The 25,504-nt window shown below is 66.3% G+C and carries 15 protein-coding genes; 8 read left to right on the plus strand and 7 right to left on the minus strand.

Going from position 1 to position 25,504, the window contains the following annotated elements; all coding sequences use genetic code 11:
• Positions 1–56: 56 nt before the first annotated feature.
• Positions 57–1,997 carry an asparagine synthase (glutamine-hydrolyzing) gene (asnB, locus tag ACQR10_RS15825; RefSeq protein ID WP_316216144.1) on the plus strand — a complete coding sequence of 647 codons (1,941 nt, stop codon included), beginning with the start codon at positions 57–59 and terminating at the stop codon, positions 1,995–1,997.
• A 46-nt stretch (positions 1,998–2,043) separates the two neighbouring features.
• On the opposite strand, the gene ACQR10_RS15830 is transcribed toward asnB, so the two are convergent.
• From ACQR10_RS15830 to ACQR10_RS15840, 3 genes are all read right to left on the minus strand, one after another.
• Positions 2,044–2,820, minus strand: coding sequence for an SDR family NAD(P)-dependent oxidoreductase (locus ACQR10_RS15830; RefSeq protein ID WP_316216145.1), 777 nt, complete (start codon positions 2,818–2,820; stop codon positions 2,044–2,046).
• A 206-nt stretch (positions 2,821–3,026) separates the two neighbouring features.
• On the minus strand, positions 3,027–4,298 hold the full coding sequence (locus tag ACQR10_RS15835; protein WP_316180510.1) for an acyltransferase family protein: 1,272 nt from the start codon (positions 4,296–4,298) through the stop codon (positions 3,027–3,029).
• Positions 4,299–4,374: 76 nt separating this feature from the next.
• Entirely contained in the window at positions 4,375–5,325 is a 951-nt protein-coding gene (locus ACQR10_RS15840) for a glycosyltransferase (RefSeq protein ID WP_315802920.1), read from the minus strand.
• 180 nt (positions 5,326–5,505) lie between these two features.
• On the opposite strand from ACQR10_RS15840, the gene ACQR10_RS15845 reads away from it, so the two are divergent.
• Complete coding sequence (locus ACQR10_RS15845) at positions 5,506–7,557, plus strand: glycosyl hydrolase family 28-related protein (protein WP_316216146.1); 2,052 nt, start codon at positions 5,506–5,508, stop codon at positions 7,555–7,557.
• Positions 7,558–7,587: 30 nt separating this feature from the next.
• Here the strand turns inward: ACQR10_RS15845 and ACQR10_RS15850 are convergent, their stop codons facing one another.
• Positions 7,588–8,979, minus strand: a complete 1,392-nt coding sequence (locus ACQR10_RS15850; RefSeq protein WP_316180513.1) for an O-antigen ligase family protein — start codon at positions 8,977–8,979, stop codon at positions 7,588–7,590.
• Positions 8,980–9,275: 296 nt separating this feature from the next.
• Between ACQR10_RS15850 and ACQR10_RS15855 the strand changes: the two genes are divergently transcribed.
• The 3 genes from ACQR10_RS15855 to ACQR10_RS15865 all read left to right on the plus strand — a co-directional run bounded on the left by ACQR10_RS15855 (position 9,276) and on the right by ACQR10_RS15865 (position 12,067).
• On the plus strand, positions 9,276–10,484 hold the full coding sequence (locus ACQR10_RS15855) for a WecB/TagA/CpsF family glycosyltransferase (RefSeq protein WP_315802923.1): 1,209 nt from the start codon (positions 9,276–9,278) through the stop codon (positions 10,482–10,484).
• Positions 10,485–10,652: 168 nt separating this feature from the next.
• Positions 10,653–11,687, plus strand: a complete 1,035-nt coding sequence (gene opgC / locus ACQR10_RS15860) for an OpgC domain-containing protein (RefSeq protein WP_316216147.1) — start codon at positions 10,653–10,655, stop codon at positions 11,685–11,687.
• A 119-nt stretch (positions 11,688–11,806) separates the two neighbouring features.
• Complete coding sequence (locus ACQR10_RS15865; protein WP_316180516.1) at positions 11,807–12,067, plus strand: hypothetical protein; 261 nt, start codon at positions 11,807–11,809, stop codon at positions 12,065–12,067.
• A 66-nt stretch (positions 12,068–12,133) separates the two neighbouring features.
• On the opposite strand, the gene ACQR10_RS15870 is transcribed toward ACQR10_RS15865, so the two are convergent.
• Entirely contained in the window at positions 12,134–14,497 is a 2,364-nt protein-coding gene (locus ACQR10_RS15870; protein ID WP_410051416.1) for a polysaccharide biosynthesis tyrosine autokinase, read from the minus strand.
• A 326-nt stretch (positions 14,498–14,823) separates the two neighbouring features.
• On the opposite strand from ACQR10_RS15870, the gene ACQR10_RS15875 reads away from it, so the two are divergent.
• The 3 genes from ACQR10_RS15875 (at position 14,824) to ACQR10_RS15885 (ending at position 20,411) form a co-directional block, all read left to right on the plus strand.
• Positions 14,824–15,546, plus strand: coding sequence for a response regulator transcription factor (locus tag ACQR10_RS15875; protein ID WP_316216149.1), 723 nt, complete (start codon positions 14,824–14,826; stop codon positions 15,544–15,546).
• Entirely contained in the window at positions 15,546–16,925 is a 1,380-nt protein-coding gene (locus tag ACQR10_RS15880; protein ID WP_316216150.1) for a sensor histidine kinase, read from the plus strand. Before ACQR10_RS15875 ends, ACQR10_RS15880 begins: the two co-directional genes overlap by 1 nt.
• Positions 16,926–17,285: 360 nt before the next feature.
• Complete coding sequence (locus tag ACQR10_RS15885; RefSeq protein WP_316216151.1) at positions 17,286–20,411, plus strand: NAD(P)-binding protein; 3,126 nt, start codon at positions 17,286–17,288, stop codon at positions 20,409–20,411.
• 8 nt (positions 20,412–20,419) lie between these two features.
• On the opposite strand, the gene ACQR10_RS15890 is transcribed toward ACQR10_RS15885, so the two are convergent.
• The gene (locus ACQR10_RS15890; RefSeq protein WP_434887603.1) at positions 20,420–23,485 is read right to left on the minus strand and encodes an ATP-binding protein; all 3,066 of its coding nucleotides are present in this window, start codon (positions 23,483–23,485) and stop codon (positions 20,420–20,422) included.
• Positions 23,486–24,553: 1,068 nt separating this feature from the next.
• Positions 24,554–25,447 carry a helix-turn-helix domain-containing protein gene (locus ACQR10_RS15895; RefSeq protein WP_434911999.1) on the minus strand — a complete coding sequence of 298 codons (894 nt, stop codon included), beginning with the start codon at positions 25,445–25,447 and terminating at the stop codon, positions 24,554–24,556.
• Between the last annotated feature and the right edge of the window lie 57 nt (positions 25,448–25,504).

Here is a 25,504-nt window from a genome sequence, read left to right on the forward strand (position 1 = left end):
GGCCATTCCGTGCCGTCCGTCATTTTGACGTCGCGCTTCTCAAACGGATTGTTCTGATGTGTGGCATCGCTGGGATCATCGGACGGGTGGACGACGACAACCGCGCCGCGCTGCAGCGGATGAACGACGCCATGCTCCATCGCGGTCCGGATGCCGGCGGAATTTGGACCTCGCCCGCGGACGAGCGTGGCTGGGGCGCGCTGCTGGCGCACCGCCGGCTCGCGATCCTCGATTTGTCGCCGGCCGGTGTGCAGCCCATGATCGACCCGGTCAGCGGGCACGTCATCGTCTTCAACGGCGAGATCTACAATTTCGCCGACCTGCGGCAGCGTCTGGTCGCCGACGGCCAGCATTTCAGCTCCACGGGCGATACCGCGGTGATGCTGCGCGCGCTCGGCCTTCACGGGCCGGAGGCGGTGGCGTGGCTGCGCGGCATGTTCGCGTTCGCCTGCTGGGATCCGAAGCAGCGCCGGCTGCTGCTGGCGCGCGATCCGCTCGGCATCAAGCCGCTGTACGTCGCCCGCGCCTCGAACCCAGACGCGGGGTGGTCGGTCGCCTTCGCATCCGAGCTGCGTGCTCTCCTGGCGTCGGGCCTTCTGGGCAGCGCCCAGCTCGATCCGCAGGCCGTCGCCAGCGGCGTCTGGAACGGTTTCGTGGTCGGCCCCGGTACCGCGGTGAAGGGCGTCGAGCTGCTGCCTCCCGGCCATCTCACCGCATTCGACGGCGTCGGCAACACCGTCCGCGATGAGGATTTCTGGTCGATCCCGGAGCGGGCTCCGGATCCGACGATGGATGAGGACCAGCTTGCCGAGATCCTCGAGGAGGGGCTGAGGCTGCACCTCGCCAGCGACGTGCCGCTGGCGGTGTTTCTCTCGGGCGGCATCGATTCCTCGGTCATGGCCAATCTGGCGCAGCGTGCGGCCAGGAGCCCGATCCACACCTTCACGCTGGCGTTCGAGGAGCAGGAGCTGAACGAGGGGCCGATCGCGCGACAGATCGCTGCCGCCATCGGCACCGAGCATCATGAGGTGGTGCTGACGGAGCAGCACTTCGTCGACAACCTCGATGCCGCGCTCGACAGCCTCGACCAGCCGACCTTCGACGGCCTGAACTCCTACTTCATGTCGCACGCCATCCGCGGCGCAGGCTTCACGGTGGCGCTGTCGGGGACCGGCGGCGACGAGCTGTTCGGCGGCTACACGTCATTTCGCGACCTGCCCATCCTGCAGCGATGGTCGGAGCGCACCGCCTGGGTGCCGGCCGGCGTCAAAGCCGCTGCGGCGAAGCTGGCCGCACAGATGCTGTCGCCGTCGCGCGGAACGGTGGCGCCGCAGACGCGCTGGGCCAAGCTGCCGGAGATGGTCCGGTGCGGCGACGATCTCCTGGCGCTGTACCAGATGGCCTATGCGCTGTTCCTCCCCGGCTTTCAGCGCGAGCTGCTCGCGCCTGATCTCGTCGAGACGCTGAACGATGGGTTGCCCGCCGCGATGAGAGCGAAGATCACCGCGGAGACCCGCGCGCGCACCCCGCTGTCGGCGATCAGCGTCATGGAGCAGCGCCTGTTTCTCGGCGAGCGCCTGCTGCGCGACAATGACGTGGCGAGCATGGCGGCCTCGCTGGAGCAGCGGGTGCCGCTGGTCGATCAGGTGCTGTTCGAAAGCGTCGACCGGCTGCCCGATGCGACGCGCTACGCGCCGCTGCGGAGCAAGGCGATGCTCAGGCGGATCGGCCTGCGTGGCCTCGATCCGTCGTTGTTCGACCGGCCGAAGAGCGGCTTCGTGTTGCCGCTCGATCGCTGGATACGGCGCGGCCTGCAGGATGCGATGGACCGGACCCTGCGCGACCCGCAGGCGATTGCGCCGGTGGGGCTTGAGCCTGCGGCCGTGGAGCGCCTCTGGCGCGCCTTCCTCGATGGCGCGCCGGGGATCTATTGGTCGCGCGTCTGGTCGATCTACGTGTTCGTGCGTTGGTGCCACCGTCATCGCGTCTTCCGCTGAGGCGCGATCGACATCAGGTGAGCTGGCTGCATCGAAGCGCGCGTGGTCAGGCTTCCGGCATGACGATTCCGCCGCACACTGGCACGCGAACGCCGGTCACGAAGCCGGCGAGGTCCGAGGCCAGAAACGCGATCATGTTGGCGACGTCCTGATCGTAGCCACGCCGCCCGAGCGGCACGGACCGCTCGTAGAGCGGCTGCACCTCGTCGCGGTCGCGGCGGTCCCTGTCGGAGATGACCCAGCCCGGGGCGACCTGATTCACCGTGATGCCATGCCCTCCGAGCTCCCGCGCCAGCGATCGGAGCATGCCGTCCATGGCGCATTTGGCCGCCGTGTATGGCGCGCGGTTGTGCAGGGCCAGGCTCGTCATCTCCGTGCCGAGAGAGATGAGGCGTCCCCATTTCCGCTCGATCATCGGTCCGGAAAACACCCGCGCGGTCGCCCAGGCCTGCAGGACCGAAGAGCGGAACACCTTGTCGAACTGGTCGGGTGTCTGCTCGACCACGGGACGTTCGTCGTACCATGTCACCGCATTGTTCACGACGATATCGACAGGACCGAGCGCGTGCTCGGTGGCGCGGCGCATGGCCTGCACGTCCTCGAGCTCGGCGACGTCGCCCGAGATCGTGCAGGCATGTTGCGGCTGAAGCTCGTTCAGCTCCTCGCACAGTCTTTCGGCGGCAGCCCGCGCCGTCAGATAATGGATCGCGACCTTCGCACCACAGGCCGCGAGCGTCCGGGCGATCGGCCGGCCGAGCTCTCCGGCCGCTCCGGTGACCAGCGCGACCTTGCCCGAGAGATTGATCTGGAGCGGGGACTTCAACGGGCGCAGCGCCGGATCGTCCGGCAGGGGACCGAGCGTGTTTCGCCGAATTCGTCGTGCAACCGCGCGCGCGATCCGCATCCACCCGTCCCCGAAAGTATTCATTCGCCCGGGTCGCAGTATTAAATGCGGGACTAATTATTTAAATTGCACAATTTGACGCATTTGTGCCGCAGCCGATCGAGCGGTGACGTGGGCCGATCCGCTCAGGATGCGCGCGGCGTCGGACTCTCGGCGAGACGGTTGCCGAGCGGCCAGTCTGCGCCGGACGCGTCATGCACCGCTCCGGCAGCAGGCGCAGGCCTGAACTTGTGCCGGAGCTGCCTGAAATACGGCTCGATGAAGCGCTCGATCGCCGCCGCGTAGATGACGGAGATCAGGAGCGCGAGCGGAAACAGCAGGTACGGCTTGGCGGCGATCGCGGGCAGGTTCTTGTCGATCGTTCGGATCACGACGTTGTGGATCAGATAGATCGCATAGGAATAGGTGCCGAGCGTCATCACCCAGGAGCGGTTGAGATCACGAAACAGCGGCGCGTCGGCGAAACGCACCGCGAAATAGAACAACGGCATCAGCGCCAGGCCCTGAAGGCTGTAGCGCGCGGTCTCCCGGAACACCGGATCACGGTAGACCAGCGAGACCAGCAGCGCCGCGACGGCGCCGGCCAGCAGCGCCCATTGGGCCGCCGACATCCGCCCCGAGGCAGAGCGCTGCCGCACCGGGTTCATGACCAGCGCCAGAATGCAGCCATAGGCGATCGAGTCGATGCGGGTGTCCGAGGCGTAATAGGTGCGGTCGGAGAAGAACCCAGGCGCATGCACGAGATGGAAGCGCCAGGCGAGGACGCCGAGACAGACGAGCCCGAGCAGCGCGCCGATGGTGCGCGGCCGCAGCGCCGATCCGAGCAGCAGCGTCATCAGCAGGGGATAGACGATGTAGAAATGCTCTTCGACCGCGAGCGACCAGAGAATGCCGGTGCCGTCGGGCACCGTGTTGCCGGGATCGAAGAACAGGCCGTAATAGTTGGCGAAATACAACACCTGGGCGGCCAGGCCCTTGACGGTCATTCCGCCGTCCAGCAGGCCGGCGGCGGTCAGGCCGTAGGCGATCGCCAGGGACAGCAGCAGAGGCGGCATCAGCCGGAACACGCGCCGCGCATAGAAACTGGGAACGTCGAGCCCCCCGGTTCGCTCATGCTCGGCCAGCATGAGCGTGGAGATCAGGAAGCCGCTGAGGAAGAAGAAGATGGTGACGCCGAAGCCGCCGGGGACGATGGCCTGAAGTCCGGAATGGCCCAGCACCACGATCAGCACCGACAGCGCGCGGATGCCGTCGAGTGACGGAATAAGCGTGGATGCACTGCCCTTGATGTTCGTTCCGCGTGATGCCGCTGGCGCGGTCGTCCCGTCGCCGGGCGCCGTCATCGGCGGTAGAGCGGACGCGGCACGAAGGCGGCTGAGCTCGAGAATCTTGGCCATGCTGTCCAGACGGAGTCGGAGAAACACGTAGCTTCGTAATCGTCGTGTCAGTGCCGCGGCGATCGGCCGCCGAGCGTCATCGCGTGTCGGCCGCGGCGTGGCTGGCCCGCCAGAGCTGGGCCCGCTCCGCGTTGATCCGGGCCGTGGCGGCGCGCTTGCCGAGGCGCAGGCAGGCGTGCTGGTAGGCGCGGAGGAAGCGGCGGAATTCGAGATCGTCGTAGCGCGGCAGGCCCGTCAGCCAGCTCCGGAAATAGCCCCACAGCATCGCGGTGCTGCCGATCAGGGCGGGATAGGCCGGCAGGTGATAGACCGCCACCGCGAACTGATACAGCGGCGACGTTCCCATGAAGTACTGGCCAAAACCCTTGCGCAGCCGCCCGGTCCAGATGCCCTTGTGACTGGCGCCCTGCGGCCGCAGATGGATGAAGCGCAGCGCTTCGCTGTCGATGCTCTCGGCGATCCAGCCGAGCATGCGGCAGCGGTGGCAGTCGATGCCGTCCCACATCACCTGGCGCACGAAACCGCCGATCTCCTGGAAGCAGGCGACGCGGTAGAACTTGGTCATCCCGACCGACATCTCGTCGCCGCAGACCTCCGGCTCGAGCGCGCCGGTCTGGGGATGGACGAACCACGGCTTGCCCGAGGTGGTCCCGACCCGCGGATCGCTTTCCATCCGCTCCATCAGCAGCTCGAAGTAGCGCGCGGGCAGATCGAGGTCCATGTCGAGCTTGCAGAGATAGTCGAAATCCTCCAGCCGCACGCTCTCCAGCCCGGCATAGAACGCCTCGATCACGCCGGGCCCGACCTTGCGTCCGCCACGATCGGCGCGGCGGATCACGCGCAGATAGGGCAGGCGCTGGGCGTACTCGTCGAGAATGGCCGGGGTGTCATCGGTCGATCCGTCATCCACCACGATCCACAGCGCCGGCGGCACCGATTGCGCAGCGACGCTGTCGAGAGTCCGGCGGAGGTATTGGGCCTCGTCCCGGCAGGGCGAGATGAGCAGGTAGCGGCGCGATGGCGTCACGTATCAAATCCCTTGCCGAAGGCGGAAGATTGCGACGAATCTCTGCCGAGCAGGGGCGTCGCCGGCCGCCTTTCAATAAATTAAATCGTGAATTAATATTATGTCAGGGCGCGTGTCAAAGTCATGGTGTTTTTAAATCGGCGCCCTCGTTCGCTGTGACCGGTCCTGCGAGAGGTTAACATGGATGGCATCGGCCCCGTGATCCCCGGCTGCACCCAGGCTTCGGCCCGGCCGGTCGCGCGTGGGACGCGCCGGATCGACGCCGCCTGCATCCGGGCGCTGCTCACGGCGGCGCTTGCCCTGCTGTCTGTCCGCGGCATTGCCGCAGCCGCCGAGCCGACCGCGTCCGCCGGGCCGTCACTGGCCGGCAATCTGCTGCCGGTGGAGCGTCTCGCAGCCTGGAATCCCGGGCTGATGTCAGCCGGCGGTATTCCGAACCGCACCATCATTTATCGCGCGCTGTCTCCGAGCGGGAGAGACGACAGCGGCGCGATCCAGGCCGCCCTGACCGCCGCGCCCGCCGGCCAGGTGGTGATGCTCGGCCCCGGGACGTTCATCGTCAACGAGCCGCTCCTGATCAGCCGGCCGGTGACGCTGCGCGGCGCGGGCGCGGGTGTGACCAGGCTGGTGAAAACCAACGGTGCACGGGCACGAACGTCGGCCGTGATTGCCGGCACCAAGGGAATCCTGACGCCGGTCGATCCGAGCACGTACAGCTATGATCCCAAGCCGATCATCATCGTCGGACCTTCGCGCTGGAACAATGGCCCCGACAGCAGCGCGTCGCAGGACCTGCTGGCCGACGGCGTTCAGGGAACGTCGACTGTGACCCTTGCCAACACCGCGAACCTGAAGCCGGGGGATTTCGTTCTGCTCGACGAGGTCTCGGGCGCATCGTGGCAGGCGACACCGGCCGGCTTTCCGGCGGGAGCGAAGGTCTGGCAAGGCGATCGGGTCGCCTGGAACATGCACGATCCGGTTCAGCCGGGGGACGACAATGCCGGCGCGAATGCCGGAGGTCCATATGACCAGACCCCCGGTGTGCTGCCGAAGTCGATGTCGTGGTTCGCCCGGACCGACCGGGCGACCGCCGAGATCAAGGAGATCGCCTCGGTCACCGGCAGCACGGTGACATTCACCTCGCCGCTCACGATCAGCTATCGCAGGGATCACCAGGCGCAGCTCACGCCCTACAGCACCGACCCGAACAGCGGTCGCCACGCCGCCAATAATCGCGACATCCACGTTGCCAGGGTGGGTGTCGAAGATCTGAGCATCATCGGCGGGGCGGACGGCGCGTTGCGGTTCGAAGCCGCCGCTTATTCCTGGGCCAGATCCGTCGAGGTGACACAATGGCTCGGCGAGGGCGTGGCGATCAACAATTCGTTCCGGATCGAGCTCCGCGACTCCTACATTCACGCCGGCTCGTGGCCGCAGCCGGGCGGGGCGGGCTACGCGATCAGCCTGGCGGCGGGCTCCTCGGAGGTCCTGATCGAGAACAACATCCTGGTCGATGTCTGCAAGAACATGGTGTTCCGGTCGTCGGGCGCCGGCAGCGTCGTCGGCTATAATTATGCCGACGACTCGTTCGATTTCGACAATCCCGGCTGGGTCGAGGTCGGCATCAACGCCTCGCACATGGCCGGCGCGCATCACGTCCTGTTCGAAGGCAATCTGTCCCACAATGCCGACAGCGACTACACGCACGGCAACGCGATCTATCTCACTTTTTTCCGCAACCATCTCACCGGCCAGCGCCAGCGCTTCGTCGATCGCTCGGGCATCCGGGCCGTGGGTCTCGCCTACGGCTCGTGGTGGGATTCGTTCGCCGGCAATGTGCTGGGCCAGCCGGGACGCATGAGCGGTTGGGTGTACGACGATCCATCGATGCGGGCCGGCACGGCCGCCTGGGGGCAGGGCGGTGTCGGCAACGTCTGGATGCTTGGCTACGACCCGGAGCGATGGACCATGGCGCCCGATCCGAAGACGCTGGCCACGGTGATCCGCGGCGGCAATTTCGACTATCTCACCGGCAAGGTGGTCTGGACTGACGCTCTCGCGGCGCAGCCGCTGCCGGCGTCGCTGTATCTCAGAGCCAAACCCGGCTTTTTCGGCGATCATCCGTGGCCCTGGGTGGACCCGACCAGCGATACCAAGCTGCATACGTTGCCGGCCAAGGCGAGATTCGAGGCGGGCGCGCCATTCGCGGCCGCGCCGGGATCAACGCAATAGAGCCGGCGTGAGACGTCCAACGGGTTTCCGTCAGGTGCGGACGCCGAGCCGCGGGCGCCAAGCCGGCCGTGTACGGCTCCAACGAGCCGGCCGCCTGTTCGCCGGCTGAGCGGCGGGCATGCTCTGTTGTGACCTCCGCCAGTATCGCGCGGCCTCGACCGTGACGAGCACGAACACCACCCAGGTCACGTCGAACGCGCGCAGCCACAGGGTTTCGAGCAGGTTGTAGAGCATGACGAACAGCGCGACGGACAGCAGGATCCACGCCCGCTTGTAGTCGTGCTTCATCACGCGGCCGATGACGTGAACGGTGGCCGCCAGAAAGACGAGGAGAAAGGCAAAGCCCACATAGCCCAGCTCCAGCATCGCATCGTAGTAGCCGTTGTGGGAGTTCGGCATGGCCTTCACCCAGCCGGGCGCATCGGTGATGCTTGGTGCGTCGGCGCCGACCAGCCAGAAGCTCTGATAGCCCCATCCCAGGAGCGGCCGCTTCGCGATCTCCAGATTCGAGAAGGCCCATATGGTCGTCCGGCCGGTGAAGCTGGAATCACCCGTCAGCAGATAGGCGATGCGGCCGGTCGTGAAGCCCGCGAGCTCGCCGACCACGAAGTAGCCGAGGATGATCGCCATCAGGATCAGAAGCGGTGCAACCCGCAGCGTTCTCGCAAGCGCCAGCGTCAGGACGGCCAGGATCGGGGCGACCAGAGCGAGGCCGAGCGCGGTCTTCGAACTGGACAAGAAGATCAGGACGACGGCAGCGGCGGCGACGACGATCCCAAGCGCGCGGCGCGTGCCGGGATAGAGCAGCTCGTGAACCGACAGCAGGAAGGCGATGGCAGCAAACTCGCCCAGCAGGTTCTTGCCCGAGAAGTAGCCCTGATAACCGATGTCGACCAGCGCGTTGCCGTACTGCGCGTAGGTCGCGTAGCCGCCGGGGATCAGCAGAACATTGAGGATCGCCCCCGCTGCAAAGCAGAGGAACATGCCGCGCAGGATGTCGGCGCTCGGCCTCGATAGCAGGGCGGGCAGCACGATGGCGGTGAGGACCATCGCTTCCTGGACGAAACGGACGAAGGCGAATTCGGGTTTGAATGCCCACGCAATGCTGGCGCCAGCCAATCCAAAATAGGCGCAGAGACTGATGATGTTGGGCGGAACGGCAAACCGCTCGCCGCGGGCGAGGCGTTGCATCGTAACGATGATGGCGACGGCCGCGAGAACAGGCCAGAAGACCCGGTTCTCGACCCTGCTCTCGAGCAAGCCCTGGAGTCCGGGCGATGGCGGGAAGCTGAAATAGATCAGCGGCTGAATGAGCGACGAGTAGGCGAAGGCGAGGACCGGAATCAGCGCGCAGACGTCGAACGTCCCCGCGGAGGCCTGCGGCCCGGCCGACATCGACGTGCTCGCTGCAATTCTCGGCATCAATCTCACTCGGATATTCGAACGGGGCGGCCCCCGGCAGCCGCCGGGAATACCGTCCATGATATTATCCAGAGATGAAATTAAATAAAAGAACCTTCGACGCGTGCTCGGAAGGTATCGCTGCGGACGCGCCGCAAATCTGCTCTGGCATTCACAAATAAATCGTATTAAATAAATCATGTGATTTAAAATTAAATAGTGGCTTTTAGGTCGCACGTTTTTCGGTCGGGGAGGTGCGGCAGGGGTCCGCGGCCCGGCATCCTCGTGCGGCGGGGCAGATTGAGGGAGAGCGGTTGATGCTGACCACGCATGAATTGCAGGAGCCGGGATCCTCCCTTTATCGCGTGGGGCGCTCCGGGGCGGGTCGCGATCGGCCGGAGGTCGATGCTGTCGCCCCGGCCGACGCCGCAATTCCCGACGACCTCGCGCGCGACGTCTATTGCGTCCTCGGAATACCGGTCGATGCCATCAACATGCGCGGCGTGCTGCGCCGCATCCGCGATGCTGCTCAACAAAGAACGCGGCTTCTCATTTCGACCCCCAATCTCAACTTCCTTGTCGCCAGCCAGTCGAACAGGAGCTTCAGGGAGTCGCTGATCCTGAGCGATCTCTGCACGGTGGACGGCATGCCGGTGGTCTGGATCGCCAGGCTGCTCGGGATTCCGATCAAGAGCCGGACGGCCGGCGCGGACATCTTCGACGCGCTGAAGTCGGAGGCCGCGCCGGCAAGCGCGCTGAAGCTCTTTCTTTTCGGTGGCCCGGAGGGGGCCGCCGAACGGGCCGCCCGGACGCTGAACGGTCAGTCGGCGGGATTGCAGTGCGTGGGCTGGTCGAACCCCGGTTATTTGTCGGCCGAGGAGCTGAGCCGGGATCACATCATCGACGAGATCAATTCCAGCGGGGCGGACTTCCTGGTTGCCTCGCTCAGCAGCGTGAAGGGACAATCATGGCTGCAGCGCAACCATGAGCGTCTCGAGATTCCAGTTCGCGCCCACCTCGGCGCCGCGCTCAACTTCCAGGCCGGCACCGTGAAGCGAGCACCGGCGTTCCTGCGCCGATCAGGCTTCGAGTGGCTGTGGCGCATCAAGGAGGAGCCCTATCTCTGGCGCCGCTACTGGAACGACGGCACGGCGATGCTCGGCCTCATGCTCACCCACGTGTTGCCGTTCGTGGTGTGGACCTGGTGGATGCGCCGCACGCATGAGCGGGGTGAGGCGCTGACCATCACGCAGGACTATGGGACACGCGCGGTCACGCTCAGCCTGTCGGGGCCCGCCGACTCGCGCCACGTCGACCGGGCCATTCCGGTTTTCCGCGCCGCGACGGCGTCCCGTAAGCCGGTCACGGTCGATTTCTCCAACGTCTGCGCCATCGATGCGCGCTTCCTTGGATTGCTGCTGATGCTGAGGAAGCAGTTGGAAGCCCAGGGCTGTACCGCGACCTTCGTGGGCGTTTCGCCGCTGATGGCCCGCATCTTCCGCTTCGGCGGTCTGGACCGGCAATGAGAGGGGGAGGCCTGTCATCGGTCGCACCACGGGTTCAGCAGTCGGTGGTTCGATGATCGCCGCCGCGACGCTCGCCCGCGTTGCGAAGGATTGCCTGAGCCGTCAGTCCGACCGGCGCCCACCGGCTGACTGTCGCCCATCGAGCGACGTGTGTTCGGAGATTGAGCGGTGAGTGCGGCAGGCCAGAAGAGGCGCGAGCTTCTGGTCGACTTCTATCGAAGCTGCGCGATGCTGTTCGTGTTCTATCATCACACGGCCAACGTCTTTCCGGACTCCGTCGATCTGTTCACGAAATTCAATCCCTTCGCCGAGCTCTTCGTCGTGATCTCGGGATTCATGGTCGGCTACGTCTATCTGCACAAGGAGAGACATGGAGAACTCGTCGCCCGCGGCTTGAAGGTGCTCGCCGCCTATTTCGTCGTCTCGGTGCCGGTTGCGGTCGGCATGGCCGTTCTGGGGAAGAAGCGAGAGCCGGTGGGGCAGGCGATTTTCGACGTGCTGACGTTCCAGTCCGAGCCGACCGCCATCACGATCCTCAAATTCTACGGGCTGATATTCCTGCTGCTGCCGGTCATCCTGCCGATGTTCAAGCGAAGCAGGCTCCTGGTGCTCGCGTTGTCGGCTGCGATCTTCGTGGCGTGCACCTGGTTCAGCAACACGAGCACGGCCGCCGAGCTCGAGAATCCGGCCGTCATTCTGCTGCTGTTCTCGCTCCAGGTGCAGATGTTCTTCGTGGTCGGTATCTGGCTCGGAGATCTCCATCGGTCCAACCGTCTGATCGGACCCGCGTTCTACACGGCGCTGGCGGGGATCTTCATCTTCGGGCTGCTGCTCGATTACAGCCTCGGCTTTCCCAGCAACGGCGAAAAATACCCCTATCGGTTCGACAAGCTCCTCAACCTGCTTTGGACATTGCCGCTGCTGTTGGCGCTGCTGTGGGCGGTGTACGCGCGCACCCGGCGATCGCCGGCAGTCGCGCTCATCCTCAACGTCGGCCAGAACTCGCTGATCGCGTTCCTCGGGTCGGAGGTGGTGCGGCAATCGGTAAAACTCGCGCTCCTCCTGGGCGGCGTCCACCCGCAGGTTTACGGCCAGACCGTGATGGGTCTGTTCGATGTCGTCCTGGTGACCGCGGTGCTTTGGCTCTACCGGGCGCACTGGCAGAACCGCCAGACAATGCTGCACCCGCTCAGCGGGCCGTAGGCGCATCTTTCGCCTGAAAGTGTTGCTCCGATGCGCTTGTTCGAATCCTCCCGGGCGGCTTAGCTCATCGCTAACCATTGGCCGCTAGCCTCTCGAGACGCCCGAGGAGGCATGAACTGATGTGGGTGATAGCGCTTCATTTTGCAGCCGGAGTGGTTGCCGGGACGATGTTCACGGTGCGCACGCTGCTGGCGCTTGCCGCGATCGTCTTCATGGAGTGCATCGCCGCGTCGATCATCAGCGGGCTGCCGGCCGCGCTCTATGCCGGCGCCGGTCTGGTTGCAGTCCAGGTCGGCTATCTCTCAGGGATCTACGTTCGCAGCGCTCTGGAGCGTGCCGGCATCGCCCAGCCATCCATTCGCGCCGAGCACCAGCGCTGACGGCCGATCGATCTCCGTCATCGGTTGCCGTCCATGGCGCGCACCGGCCGGCGCGCGCCGATGGACCTACTCGGCCATCACGCTCCCGTAACGAGCATAGTATTTATGGTTGTAGTAGTCGCCGAAGTGATTGGCGTAGCGCTTCAGCGCCTTCATGTCGGTCTTGTTGAGCACGACGCCGAACAGGGCATCGTAGACGTTGGGCGCCGTGTTCAGCGCATGCTCGACCACCTCGGCGGGCGTCCGTCCCCATTCCACGACAAGGACGAAGCTGTCGAGCAGCGCCGAGATGGCCCGCGCATCGACGACGGGGGCGAGCGGCGGAAGATCGACGATGACGTAGTCATAGGCTTCGCGGAGCTGCTCGAACAGCTTGCGCATCTGCTCGTTGCCGAGGATATCGCTGGTGTCGCGCTGTGCGGCGCCCATTCCGGGCAGAAAATCCAGGCGCGTCACCGGGTCGGTCCAGACGGCGTCCGCTAGCTGACGCCCTCCCGAGACGATGTCGGCGATCCCGGTCCCGGCATCGGGGGCGAGCATCGCGGAGAGCGACGGATTCCTGAGGTCGCAGTCGACCACGATCACCCGCTTGCCTGAATTGGCGACCAACTGCGCCAGCGACGCGGCGATGATGGACTTGCCCTCGTTCGGCAGGGCGGACGTCAGTCCGAAGACCTTCCGCGACGTCCGGTTCGGATCCTGGTCGATGGCGACTTTCAACGAGCGGATGGATTCGGCGAAGCGCGAAGTGGGCATCGCGGATGCGGCCCAGCAGGTCCCGGGGCCTCTCGAGACCATTCGCTGGCTGCAGTCCGGTTCGACCTTGGCGACGGCGTTGGCCGTCGCTTTCTTGGTGAACTTGTCGACTTCGCCTCGTTTGAGCAGAGGGACGACCGAGAGGCAGGGCAGGCGCAGGCGATCCTCGACCTGATCGGTCGTTCGAAAGCTGCGGTCCTTGGCCTCTGCGAGCAGGCCAAGGCCGCCGCCGAGCGCCAGGCCGCCGAACAGGCCGATCGCCATCAGCACGATGGACTTCGGCTTGATCTTCTTCTTCGGTGGTGTGGCGGCGGAGATCACACGCGCCTTGGCGATCGGGAAGGAGCCCTGCTGGACCGAGCCCATGTAGCGCTGAAGGAAGGTGTCGTAGAGGGCACGATAGCTCTTGGCGCTCGTCTCCAGCTCGCGGATGCTGACCTCCGCGGCCCTGGTGTCCTGCGACTTGCCAACGGCTTGCGCCAGCTGCCTCTCGATCTCCTGCTGCTGCTGCTTGGCCTCCGCATAGTCATGCTTGGCGACGTCGGCAAGGCGCCGCACCTCGTCGAGCATGGCCTGACGGATGCTCTTCATCGTCGCACGGATATTGACGACGGCGACGTGATCGTTGCCATATTTCGCAGCATATTCGTACTCGCGCTTGGCGTTATCGAGATATTGCTGACGCAGGCTGTTGATGATCGTCGTGCTGTTGGAATTGCTCAAGGAGAGGCCGTCCGGCGGATTGAGATTGCCGCTGAGTTCCGCCGGGGAGAAGTCGGAGACGGCGGCAATGCGGTCGACCGGCATATCGGCATTGCTCGTCGCGAGCATGTCGTCGAACCGATTGAGCCGGGTCATCAGCGAGGCGGTATGGGTGCGCGCCGCCACCAGACGGTTGGTGAGTTCTGTGACCTGCTGCTGGTCGATGAGCTTGCCGTCTGCCGAAACGATATTGTACCGGCTCTTCAGCTCGTTGACGGCGCGCTCGGCCGTCGTCGCGTCGTTGCCGAGGTCCTGCAGGCGGTCGTGGAGCCAGGCCGTGATGGTGCGCTGCTCGTTGGCCTCCGCCTTCAGCTGCTGATCGAAATACTCCTTGGCGATGGCATTGGCGATCATCGCCGCCCGATGGGGATCGCTGGCGCTGAAATCGACCTCGACGACCGAGCTGGTGCCGATCCTGAAGGCGTTCATCCGGCGCTGGAATTCGTCGAGGAGATCGTCCATGGACGGCGCGTTTGGCTCCGGCGCCAAACCGACGAGCCTGCGGACCGCGTTGACCGCACCGTGCAGCGGGCTGCCTTTACCGTTGAAGTCGGGGTCGTCGGCCAGGTTCAACTGGTTGATGACGCTGGTCGCGATCGACTTGGATTTCAGGATCTCGATCTGCGACTCCATGTCGAGCGGGGGCTCGTCCTGAACCGCAGGTTGCGGCTGCACGACCGCGGCCTTGGAGGTGCCCAGCATGATCTTGACGTCCGCCGAGTAGGTCGGCGGGAGGATTTTCAGCAGGGCGAAGCTTGCCAGGAGCGAAAGCACCGTGGTGATCGCAATCACCAGATAGTGCCGGCGCAGGAATCCCAGCGCCATGTCAAACGGCCCGGGTCCGTTCCGGTCCCAACCCTGCTCCTGCTGAGGGGGGTAGGCAGGCGTGCTCGCGTTGGGATTGTGCAGCATGTTTTGAAGCTTCATCAGTTGCGTTTCGGACGTCGGAGCCGTCCGATTGCCTGCGAGAACGAGAATTTATATATTCGGAGCCATTAAATGATCTGGGACTGCCGCTTGATTTAATTTATATTAAATAAGGTTTTGCTCAGCAAGTGGCCTTTCGAATTAAATATCGCCGGTGTGGAGCGCGCCCGTGCGCCAGCAAGGGCTTCTCCGGCCGTCGGATACCGGCGTCCCGCTCGCCGGCGTCTCGGTATTTGGCCGTGGCGTAACGGTGTGTAACGGCCGTCGCCGGACCATTGCCAAGCCACCGGTTTTGGGCATCAGTCCTGGCGATGAGCATGCCTGCGGCCACGCTTTTGATGGTGGAGGACGACCCGGAGATCAGCCGGCTCGTGAGTGATTTCATGCGCCGGGAACGGTTCGAGATCGAGGTCGCCGCCACGGCGGCGGCGATGGATGCCGTGCTGCGGCGGCTGCGCCCCGATCTCATCATTCTCGACCTGATGCTGCCGGGAGAGGACGGGCTTTCGATCTGCCGCCGGCTGCGGGCGAGCGACGACATTCCCATCCTGATGCTGTCGGCCAAGAGCGACGAGATCGACCGCGTGGTCGGGCTGGAGCTCGGCGCCGATGACTATATGGTCAAGCCTTTCGGGCCACGCGAGCTTCTGGCCCGCGTGCGCGCGCTGTTGCGGCGTACCCAGGCGAGCCCGCCGCGAGACGCGAGCCGGCGTTTCGGTTTCGACCGCTTCGTGCTCGACGTTGATGCCCGCAGCATCGAGATCCCGGATGCGCAGGGCGCGCCGATCCAGCTGACCTCGGCGGAGTTCGACCTGCTCGCCTGCTTCGTGCAGCGGCCGCGGCGGGTGCTGAGCCGCGACCAGATCCTGGATTGGACGCGCGGCCGCTCCGCCGAGCCTTTCGACCGCACCGTCGACATGCTGATCTCGCGGTTGCGGCGCAAGCTCGAGGCCGCAAGCCCGGGAACGAACCTGATCACCACCGTCCGCAACGGCGGATACCTGTTCACGGCGACGGTGAGGCCGGTGGCGTGATGATGCGGCTGACGCTTGCGATGCGTATCGGCCTCATCGTCATCATCGGCCTGTTGGCGATCTGGATCGTCACCCTGGCGCGGTTCTACCGCGCCCGTACCGCGGAGCTCGAAGGCGCGACGCCGCTGCCGATGCGGCTGGCCGCGCTCGCCGAGCTGATCGAGCGAACGTCCCGGACGGAGCGGGGCCGGGTCGTCGATGCCGTGTCCTCCGACCGCTTCGAGGTCCGGCTGGTCGGGGCCGACGCGGCGGCCCGGCTTCTGCGGACGGAGCCCGCGCCGGTCCGGTCCGGATTGCGCGAGGCCTATGCCGAGGCGCTCGGTGCGCGCCCGCTGGCCATCACCTCCGTGCCGGAGCCGGAGGGGCGGTGGTTTCCGCGGCTCTCGCGGGCGCCGCAGAATGCCCTGGAGTTCCGCATCGGCCTGAACGGCGGCGACGTGCTCGTCGTGGATTCGCGCTCGTCGCTGGTGTTGACCCAGCAGGGGTTGCCGATCGGACTCGGCGCGGGCCTGTTCGGAACGGTGGTCGCGCTGTTCGCGCTTCTCATCATGCAGCGCGAGACCCGGCCGCTGGCGCGCCTTGCCGCCGCCGTCGACCGGGTCGACCTCGGCGGAGCGGCGGTGCCACTGCCCGACGTCCGCCGCAACGCGCCCGAGGTGCGCGCCGTGGTCACGGCGTTCGGGCGGCTGCAGGACCGGCTCGCCGATCTGATGCAGGCGCGCATGGCGCTGGTCGGCGGCATTGCTCACGACGTCCGCACCTTCGCCACGCGGCTGCGGCTGCGTATCGACCAGATCCCGGACGACGCCGAGCGGCAGCGCGCCGTGGTCGATATCTCCGACATGATCCGTCTGCTCGACGACGCGCTGCTCGCGAGCCGGGCGGGGGCCGGCGAGCTGCCGCAGGAGCTCATCGCCTTCGACGAGCTGGTGCGGGCCGAGGTCGATGATCGCCGTGCGCACCGGGCGCGGGTGCGTCTCGACCATGCGGGCGATGGACGCGAGCTGCTGATGCTCGGTGACCGCGTCGCGCTGCGCCGGATCGTCGCCAACATCATCGACAACGCGCTCAAATATGGCGAGGCTGCGCATGTCTCGCTGCAACGCCAGCCGGAGCACGCCGTGCTGACGGTCGATGACGAAGGGCCCGGGATTCCCGGCGACCAGCGCAAGGCCATGCTTGAGCCGTTCACGCGCCTGGACACGTCGCGCAATCGTGGCACCGGAGGAGCCGGGCTCGGACTGGCGGTGGTGCGGACGCTGGTGGAGGCGCATCGTGGCAGCATCGAGATCACTGACGCGCCGCGCGGCGCCCGCATCGTCGTGCGGCTGCCGCTGTTTCTCGACGGGCCCGGCGATGTGCATTCCGATCTGACGTGATCGATGGCAGCGTGGTGATCGGAGCGCCGTCTTCAAGCGGTGGCAATTCGCCGTTCTTCCCGCAAAAGTTGAGATAACGACGTAGCGGGCGGGAAGGACGCGGCGGCTTGGTCTTCGCCTTACGCGACGTCGACGATGCGCCCGCTTGATGATCGCGTGGAGATTGTGATAGGTATTCGATGCATCCTCATTGCATCGCCACGCGGATTGAACTGGGCGCGGCGCCGATTTTGTAAACCCATCGTACCGAATGTCATTCAACCGCACGGGCCGCGCGGACCGCGGACTCGTGCGCCGATGGACGACGTCGTTCCGGCTCGCCCGGGCGAGAACGTCCGAGGTCAGGGCAGGATCATCGACATGGCAGCAAGAAAGACCCGCGTGGCGATATTGGGCGGCGGCATCGGCGCGTTGAGTGCGGCCTTTGCCTTGAGCGAGATCGATCCGCGCGGCGAGCTCTACGAGATCACCTTGTATCAGCTCGGCTGGCGTCTCGGAGGCAAGACCGCCAGCGGACGCAACGCCAAGCAGGGACAGCGCATCGAGGAGCATGGGCTGCATATCTGGGCCGGCTTCTACGAGAACGCCTTCACCATCCTGCGTGCCGCGCTGAAGGCACTGGATGCACCGCCGAGCGACCCGATCAGGACGATCGATGATGCCTTCAAGCGGCAGAACGAGATCTTCTACGCCGAGTATACCGACGGCCAATGGCTGCCCTGGCCATTCTGGTTTCAGCCGGATGTCGACGAATCGGTCTATCCCGGCCGGGATAGCCTGTGGGCGCCCGCCGACAACATCGTGCCACCGCTCTCGACCCTGCTGCTGCGGACCATCGCCAGCATCATCTTCAACCTGAACTACTATCTCGAGGATTGGCCGGGTGACCTGAATGCCGAACTGACGAAGGCGATCGCCGCCATGCCCGCCGAGCGGCAGGCCCGGCTGGCGGCGGTCCCGTCCAATGGCAAGGGCCATCCGCTGCTGCTGCTGGCTTACCGCGTCGGCGAAAAGCTGCACAGTGACGTCGAAGCGATCCGCCGCGATGCCCAGGGCGACATGGCGGCGCTTCTCCATGCGTTCCGCGGCATCGTCAAGGAGCACCAGAAGATCGATGGCCTCGAGGAAGGCCTGCGCCGGCTGTTGATCCTCGCCAATCTCGGCATCTGCATGCTGCTCGGCATCATCGAGAACGACTGCCTGACGGATGGGCTGGAGGTTCTCGACAGGTTCGAATTCCGCAGCTTTCTGGCGCAGCAGGATGAAGAGGCTGCCAACAACGCCATCGTGACCGCGCTCTATGAATACATCTTCGCCTTTCGCAGCGGCTCCCGCGAGCCGTCGGAGCAGCAGGTGTCGGCCTGCTCGGCCGTTCAGGGACTGCTGCGGCTGTTCTTCACCTACAAGGGGGCGTTCTTCTATAAGTCCGTCGTCGGCATGGGGGACACGATCTGCACCCCGATCTACCAGCTGCTGGCGCGGCGCGGCGTGAACTTCAAGTTCTTCCACAAGGTCACGAGCCTCGAGCCGACCGAGGACGGTAGCAACATCGCGATCATCAACATCGACAAGCAGGTCGAGTTCGTCGATGGCAAATATGATCCGCTGGTCCTGGTGAAGAACTACTGGTGCTGGCCGTCCGAGCCCAAATGGAAGGAGATCGAGAACGGTGAGTACTACGCGCTGAAGGGCTATAATTTCGAGAACGCCTATGGTCCTCCCAACCCGCCGCAGCCGCCTCCGGCGGCGCGGCTCAGCCTGCAGCTCGGCCAGGATTTCGACCAGGTGGTGCTGGGCATCGCGGTCGGCGCACTCGATGAGATCTGCCGGCCCTTGGTGCAGCAGAAGCCGGCCTGGGCCGACATGGTCGGCAATCTCCCAACCGTGCGCACCATGGCGCTGCAGCTCTGGCTCGACTGCCCGGTCGGGGATCTCGGCGGCCCCTATGTGGCGCCTGGACCGTCGCTGGAGACGATGGGGCCGATCGTCACCACCTGCAAGCCGCCGCTGGACACCTATTCCGACATGTCGCAATTGCTGCCGGCCGAGGACTGGCCGGCGCCGGGGCCGCGCTCGATCGCCTATTATTGTGCCATCATGAGCGACAAGAGCGCGCCGGACAATGAGGAACTGGCGGCGGACTATGTGAAAAACGCATCGAAGGACTGGATGACGTCCTGGCTCGATACGTTGTGGACGAACATCGGCAGCGGCAGCACGTTCCGCTGGGATCTGCTGCACGCGCCGAGCGACATCAGCGGATCGGCGCGGCTCGATTTCCAGTTCTGGCGCGCCAACATCAATCCGAGCGAACGCTATGTGCTGAGCCTGCCGGGCACGCTGCGGCACCGGATGGAGCCCGGCAAGTCCGGCTACGACAATCTCTTCCTCGCCGGCGACTGGACCCGTGTGCCTGAGATCAACGCCGGATGCGTGGAGGTCGCGGCGATGTCCGGCCTTGCCGCGGCGTCGGCGCTGTCGGGCGTCTACATTCCGATCGTCTCCACCAGCCCTGAGCCGTACATCACCAACGCCTATGTCAACTACGCCGGATGGATCACGCTTCCGCCGGCGCCCTATCTCTGCAACGACTCGACCTTCTACGGCTTCGCCGTGCCGGCCGACCTCGGTGCCTGCCAGCGATTCCTCGACCGCTCCTTCAACCGCGTCGCGGGCCGCGACCAGTTCCGCGTGATGCTGGACATGGCGTTCGTCAACGTCATCCAGGTGCGCAAGAGCCAAGCCGCGACGCCGCCATTCGCGGAGCAGGGGACGATGTCCGAGACCGATATCGGGCTGTGGCTCCTGGTCGGCAGCTATGAGCGGGGTGCCCTGCTGCCGAAATCGATCGGCTTCGTGCCTGCCTATCTGTTCGTCGACAATGCCTGGTCGGTGGTTGCGGGGCAGGAGGTCTGGGGCTTTCCCAAATATCACGCGACCATCGTCCAGCCGGCCAGCGCGCCATCGAACGACCCGTTCGACGTCTCGGGGCTGGCGATTGCCTGCTACGGGCCGGATGCCCATGCCTGCCAGCAGCGCGTCATCCGAATCGAAGGCACGGACGGATCGCCCCCGACCGCGACCGCGGTGGCCTCGCCGGCGGATGCGTTCCGGCGGCTCTGTGCCGGAGCCGACGACGAGCGGCTGAAGCAGGTGACGACCGGGCCCGGCATGGCGTCGTTCCTGGGCGGCGTCTGGGGTCTGCCGATTCCCGTGTTCTATCTCAAGCAGGCGCGGTCGGCGGACAGTCTCACCGCGGCGAGCTACAAGACGCTGTTGAACGGCGCGCTTGACCTGACGGCGCTGCGCAGCTGGCAACTGCAATCGGGCAACTGGACGATCGAGATGAGCGCGCTCGACAGCCTGCCGTTCATTCGCGACCTCGGGCTCGGCACGCCCGTCGACGGCAAGCTCGTCCTGACCGCGACCACGCGCATCTGGGCCGAGATCGACTTCACCGTCGCGACGGCCACCCCCATGGCCTGAACAGGTCGTCACGCCGATTGTCGCCTCGGCGCGTCATCATCGACGGCGGCGAGCCGCGCCGCCGCCCGGCGCAGGAACGCCGCCGCGCCCTGCGCCTCGGCCACCGTGACGGCCTCGCGCAGCGCGGCCGTCACCTGGCCCGGCGCATGATCCGGAACGGCGGCCAGGATCTCGGCGCGCCGCCGATGCAGCGGCGACAGGAAATAGCCGTCGCCATAGCGCCGCGCGGCGTCGATCGCCGCATCGATCGTCTGCATCGCCTCGGCCGTGTTGCCGACGATCAGTTGCAGGCCGGCGACCTCGCCGAGATAGAAGCAGGAGAAATGCATCATGCCGAGCGTCTGGAATGCCGGCAGCGCCTCGCACGCCGCCGCCAGCGCCTCGTCTGGATTCCTGCCGAGATGGCCGCGGGCGTGCGCCTGCAGGCTGCCCGCCACCAGCTGATAGAGCGGATAGCCATGGTCGCGGCAGATGGTCAGGGCTTCCTCGGTGGCGAGGAGGACATCCTCGTAGTCGCCGCGTGCGAGCTGATAGAAGGCGAGCCACGACAGCGCCCAGGCGAGGTCGAACGGACGTCCGAGCCGGCGCGCATGCGCGATGAGATCGCTGGCGACCGCGGCCGCTCCAGCGTCGTCGCCCATCGCATGCAGCACCTGCAGCAGCGAGGCCTGGGCGGCGACCAGCGGATCCTGCGAGGACAGTTGCGGCAGCCGCGCGCCGTCAGATGCCTGATAGAGCTGCACCGCGGCGGCCAGCAGCCGGCGCGCGGCGGGGAGGTCGCCTCTGGCGAAGAGAATGTAGCCCAACGCAACGCCGCTCTCGATGCGGTGCTCGGGAAGGCCGGTCTGCTCGCCGATTCCCAGGCACAGATGCGCCATCTCCTCGGCACCGTCGAGATCGCCCGCGATGATCAGGAAACTGCAGATGCCGCGCAGCACGGCGAACAGGCCGGCGGTGTTGCCGAGTGCGTCGCAGATCGCCCGTGCCTCGGACAGCGCCTTGCCGACCTCGGGCACGGTGTAGCCGCGCGAGGCGGCGAGGCTGACGGCAAGCCCGATCAGGAGCTCGAGCTCCAAGTCGGCGCGCTCGCCGTCGGCGGATTGATGACGCAGCAGGTCGAGCGCCGTTTGCAGATGTCGCGCCGCTTCGACATGCGCGGCGCGCGAGGCGGCGCGCCGGCCCGCGGCCGCCCATAGCGGGATGGCTTCGGCGATCGCGCCGCTCTCGGTGAAATGGTAGGCCAGCAACTCCGGCTCGGTGTCCCGCGTCTCGGGAAAGCGATCGCGCAGCACCGCGGCGATCCTGCCATGCAATGTCTGGCGTTCGCGCCGGAGCAGGGACTCGTAGGCGGCGTCGCGGATCAACGCGTGCTTGAACGTGTAGAGGCCGTCGGGCGGCGCGCCGCTGCTCTCCACGAGGCCGGACTTGACGAGCTGATCCAGGCTCTCGCCGAGCCTGGCTTCGGGCTCCGCCACGATGGCCGACAACAGATCGTAGCTGAAGCGGCGGCCGATGGCGGCGCCGAGATTGGCAATCCGGCGCGCCGGCCCCAATCGGTCGAGCCGCGCAACCAGGGAGTCCTGCAGCGAGGCAGGAATGGCCACGCTCGCATGGCCGTCCCGTGCGGGCGCCGCGGAGGCTTCGACGACGTACTTCGCCAGCTCTTCCAGGAATAGCGGAATGCCTTCGCCACGGCTGACGATCTGGCGCAGCGTCGCTGCCGGCAGCGCGGCCGAAGCGGCCACATGGGTGCAGATCCGCTCGGCGTCGCCGTGACTCAATCGCCCGAGCGGGAGCCGCGTGACCTGCGGGCTCCCGGCCCAGGGCGGCTCATATTCGAGCCGGGCCGTGACCACGATCAGCCAGCGGCGTTGTGCGGCGCGCCGGATCGCCCGATCGAGCAGCTCGAGCGTGGTCGTGTCGCTCCAATGCGCGTCTTCCAGCACCAGCAGCGCGGGCCCGGTCGGCACCATCATGTCGATCAGCCGGAGCAGCGTCTCCCGCGTGACCTCCGAGCGCTTCTCGACGGTCATCGTCTGCAGCGGACTGTCCGGCTCGGGAGCGACGCCCAGGATATCGGCGAGCACGGCGCGCGCCGTGGCGTCGCCGACGCCGTGCGCGTTCATGAAGCGATCGAGCTTGTCGCGACGCGTCGCTGCGCCGTCGGAGCGGTCGAAGCCGGCGATGAGCGCGAGCTGCTCCGAGATCGGATACAGCACGCTGTCACAACGGGTGGGGCTGCAGTGCCAGATCATCTGGAGCTGGGAGACGTCGGCCACGCGCCGACGCAGCTCCTCGACCAGCCGCGACTTGCCGATGCCCGGCTCGCCATGGAGCAGCACCACCTGTCCGCTGCCGAACCGCGCCGCCGCCCAGCAATCGAATAGACGCGCCAGCTCCTGGTCGCGCCCGACCAGAGGGGAGCTTTCGCCGCGAATGCGGGCGTGGAAACGGCTCGCGACGGCGGCTTCCTCCAGCACCTCGAACGCCTCGACCGGTGCGGCGAATCCCTTCAGCGCGAACGTGCCGAGATCGCGGAAGTCGAACATGCCGCGCGCGATGCGCTCGGTGGTCCGGGCCACGACGATGCTGTCGGGGGCGGCGATCGATTGCAGCCGCGCCGCCAGATTCGGCGTCTCGCCGACGATGTCGACCGGGCGGCCGTCGGCGCGGGGCATGAGGTCGCTGACCACGACGAGGCCGGTGGCGATGCCGATGCGCAGGCGCAGCTTCTGTCCATGCGGGGCCTCGAGCCGGCCGACGGCGTCGCGTAGCGCGATGGCGGCGCGGATCGCGGTGGCTGCATCGTCTTCCCCTGCGCGCGGATAGCCGAAATAGGCGAGCACGCCGTCGCCGGCATATTGCGTGATGGCGCCGCCATGGTGGCCGATGACGTTTTCGCAGGTCGTCAGGAAGGCGTCGATGACGCTGGTCATATCTTCCGGATCGAGCCTGACCGTGAGCGAGACGGAGCCGACGAGATCGCAGATCAGCGCCGTGACCTGCCGCCGCTCGGCGCGATGCATGCCGAGCAGGCGCGAGCTCGTCGTCGTATCGGATGACGGCTGTCGCAACGCCCCGCCACACCCGCCGCAGACGTCCGAGCCCGGTGGATTGGGCCGACCACAGGTTTCACAATCCATCTGCGTTCGGGCTCCCGGACACGACTACGGAATGCGAATGAGCGCGAAGCGCGGAGCTTGCGATGAGGGCGCGATCGCGGCGCCCGTATCGACCGACGTCGCGCGCCGAGCGCGAAGCATCGGTTTGCGGTACTGGCATTTCGAGTGCGACCAGGACCGGCTGATCATGTTCAACTCATAGCGCATTCGTGGCAGAGTAGCAACGGTGCCGGATTGCTCGCGGTCGCTCCGGGGAGGGGGGAACGATGTCGGACGGCTCCCTCGGGTGTCCTCGATGCCGGCGGGACCGTTCAAGCCTGCGACGATTTGACATCAATGTGGAAGCATCAGGTCGCCTCGCTTGCGGAAAGGCGCGCATGATCGCGCGATCCCGCGGCGGATGGCCCGTCCGGGTGATGCGTCGTGAGGCCCTCGGAAAGCGTGAGGGCGCAGGGAAGGCCGGACCTCGACTGAGGCCCGTGGCCCGCCTGCGAAAAAAATGCAGGCGGCAGGTACCACAGGTCAGCCGGAAACCCGGCCCTCCCTGCGCGATGGTTGAACGGCTGCTTCGCGTTCTCCCTGGTGCGCCGGGCTTTCTGGCCACCATCCCCACGCGAAGCCAGGGCCTCGACGTGAGTTGATATCAGCATCGGGATATCAGGACCGCGCGACTTGACCGTGCGTGGCGAATTGTTCGTCGGCGCGAGCAACCCGCGCTGCAATCCACCCCGCCCACCGCTCCCCGCCTCGCATGTCGTGACGACCGCGATACGCCCCTCAGCTCGAGGCGGGATAGGCAGATAAGATCACGATTTCCGTAAAAACGAAAGGGAAATATTTTCGGGGCGGGGACTGGACAGGCCAAATCAGCTTGATCGCGCAGCGGAAATCAGTTTCCTGGCGCATTGAGCATCCAGCGGTCGCGTCGCCCGTCCGAACTCGGGATCTGCTGGTCCGACGCTGACGCGTCGTCCTGGACTGACAAAGAGAGTGACCGAGGCGCCTGGCTGAGCCGCGCCGTCACGGCCAGTCGGCGAAGTTGAGCATGGTCCGTGACTGGCCTTTGGTCCGCTGCGACGAAAGACCCTTGCGCCAGGCGCCCGGCGATTGACCGGTGTGCCTGACGAAGAAGCGGTTGAAATAGGCGCTGTCCTTGAAGCCGAGCGCGAAGGCGATCTGCTTGATCGTTGCAGTGGTGGTTTCGAGCCGGGTCGCCGCTTCCTGAATGACGCGCTGCTGGATCAGCGCGCTCGGTGACCGCTGCAGCACGCGGGTGCACAGCGCGTGCAGGCGGTCCGCCGTCACGCCGAGCAGTGCGGCGTAGTCGGCGACCCGCAGTTGCTGATGAAAGCGTTCCTCGACGAGCCGGCGAAAGCGGCTCAGGATCTCGGCGCTGGAGCCTTGCGCCTCGCCGGCGCTCTCGTCGGCAAACAGCCGCCAGAAGCGCAGCACGCACAGGGTCAGCTCCGATGACATGATCGAGGCCGCGCCGCGCCGTGAGGGATTTTCGATCTCGGCTGCAATCGCCGCGATCGAGCGCGCGATGACCGCAGCGAACTCAGCCGTGACGGAGAAGGCCAGGACGGCCTCGGTGCCTGCGAGGTCGAGATAGGCGGGCTCGGCGGAGGAAGGCAGGTGGCGGTGCCAGAGCCCGGAGCGCAGCCGCAGGAGATGGCCGGCCGAGCCGGCCGCGACGTCGAGATGCTCGGCCTCTCCCGCCGGCAGCCAGACCAGCGCCGGACCGGACCAGGTCTGGATTTCGTCATCGGCGAAGCGCGCCGAGGCAGCCCCGGCGGAGAGGCAGAGCAGGTGGACGAACGGCCGCGCGGCATCCGACCGCAGGGCCCAGCGCCGTGCCTCGAAATGCGTGGGAATGGCTTCGGCGCCGAGCGCTGCCGGGGTGCCGCGAGCCACCGGCGGCAGCGTCCGAGGCGCGGCATTACGCGCAGTCGTCGCCCCAGAAAAGTGCAC

It is taken from the genome of Bradyrhizobium sp. HKCCYLRH2060 (assembly GCF_051168135.1).
GTDB lineage: Bacteria > Pseudomonadota > Alphaproteobacteria > Rhizobiales > Xanthobacteraceae > Bradyrhizobium.

What these genes read in the sequence shown, in the direction of transcription:
- ACQR10_RS15885 (WP_316216151.1), top strand. Translation starts at nt 17,286, where the DNA reads ATGGCAGCAAGAAAGACCCGCGTGGCGATATTGGGCGGCGGCATCGGC.
- ACQR10_RS15845 (WP_316216146.1), top strand. Translation starts at nt 5,506, where the DNA reads ATGGATGGCATCGGCCCCGTGATCCCCGGCTGCACCCAGGCTTCGGCC.
- ACQR10_RS15850 (WP_316180513.1), bottom strand. Translation starts at nt 8,979, where the DNA reads ATGCCGAGAATTGCAGCGAGCACGTCGATGTCGGCCGGGCCGCAGGCC.
- asnB (WP_316216144.1), top strand. Translation starts at nt 57, where the DNA reads ATGTGTGGCATCGCTGGGATCATCGGACGGGTGGACGACGACAACCGC.
- ACQR10_RS15880 (WP_316216150.1), top strand. Translation starts at nt 15,546, where the DNA reads ATGATGCGGCTGACGCTTGCGATGCGTATCGGCCTCATCGTCATCATC.
- ACQR10_RS15875 (WP_316216149.1), top strand. Translation starts at nt 14,824, where the DNA reads ATGAGCATGCCTGCGGCCACGCTTTTGATGGTGGAGGACGACCCGGAG.
- ACQR10_RS15855 (WP_315802923.1), top strand. Translation starts at nt 9,276, where the DNA reads ATGCTGACCACGCATGAATTGCAGGAGCCGGGATCCTCCCTTTATCGC.
- ACQR10_RS15865 (WP_316180516.1), top strand. Translation starts at nt 11,807, where the DNA reads ATGTGGGTGATAGCGCTTCATTTTGCAGCCGGAGTGGTTGCCGGGACG.
- ACQR10_RS15835 (WP_316180510.1), bottom strand. Translation starts at nt 4,298, where the DNA reads ATGGCCAAGATTCTCGAGCTCAGCCGCCTTCGTGCCGCGTCCGCTCTA.
- ACQR10_RS15870 (WP_410051416.1), bottom strand. Translation starts at nt 14,497, where the DNA reads ATGCTGCACAATCCCAACGCGAGCACGCCTGCCTACCCCCCTCAGCAG.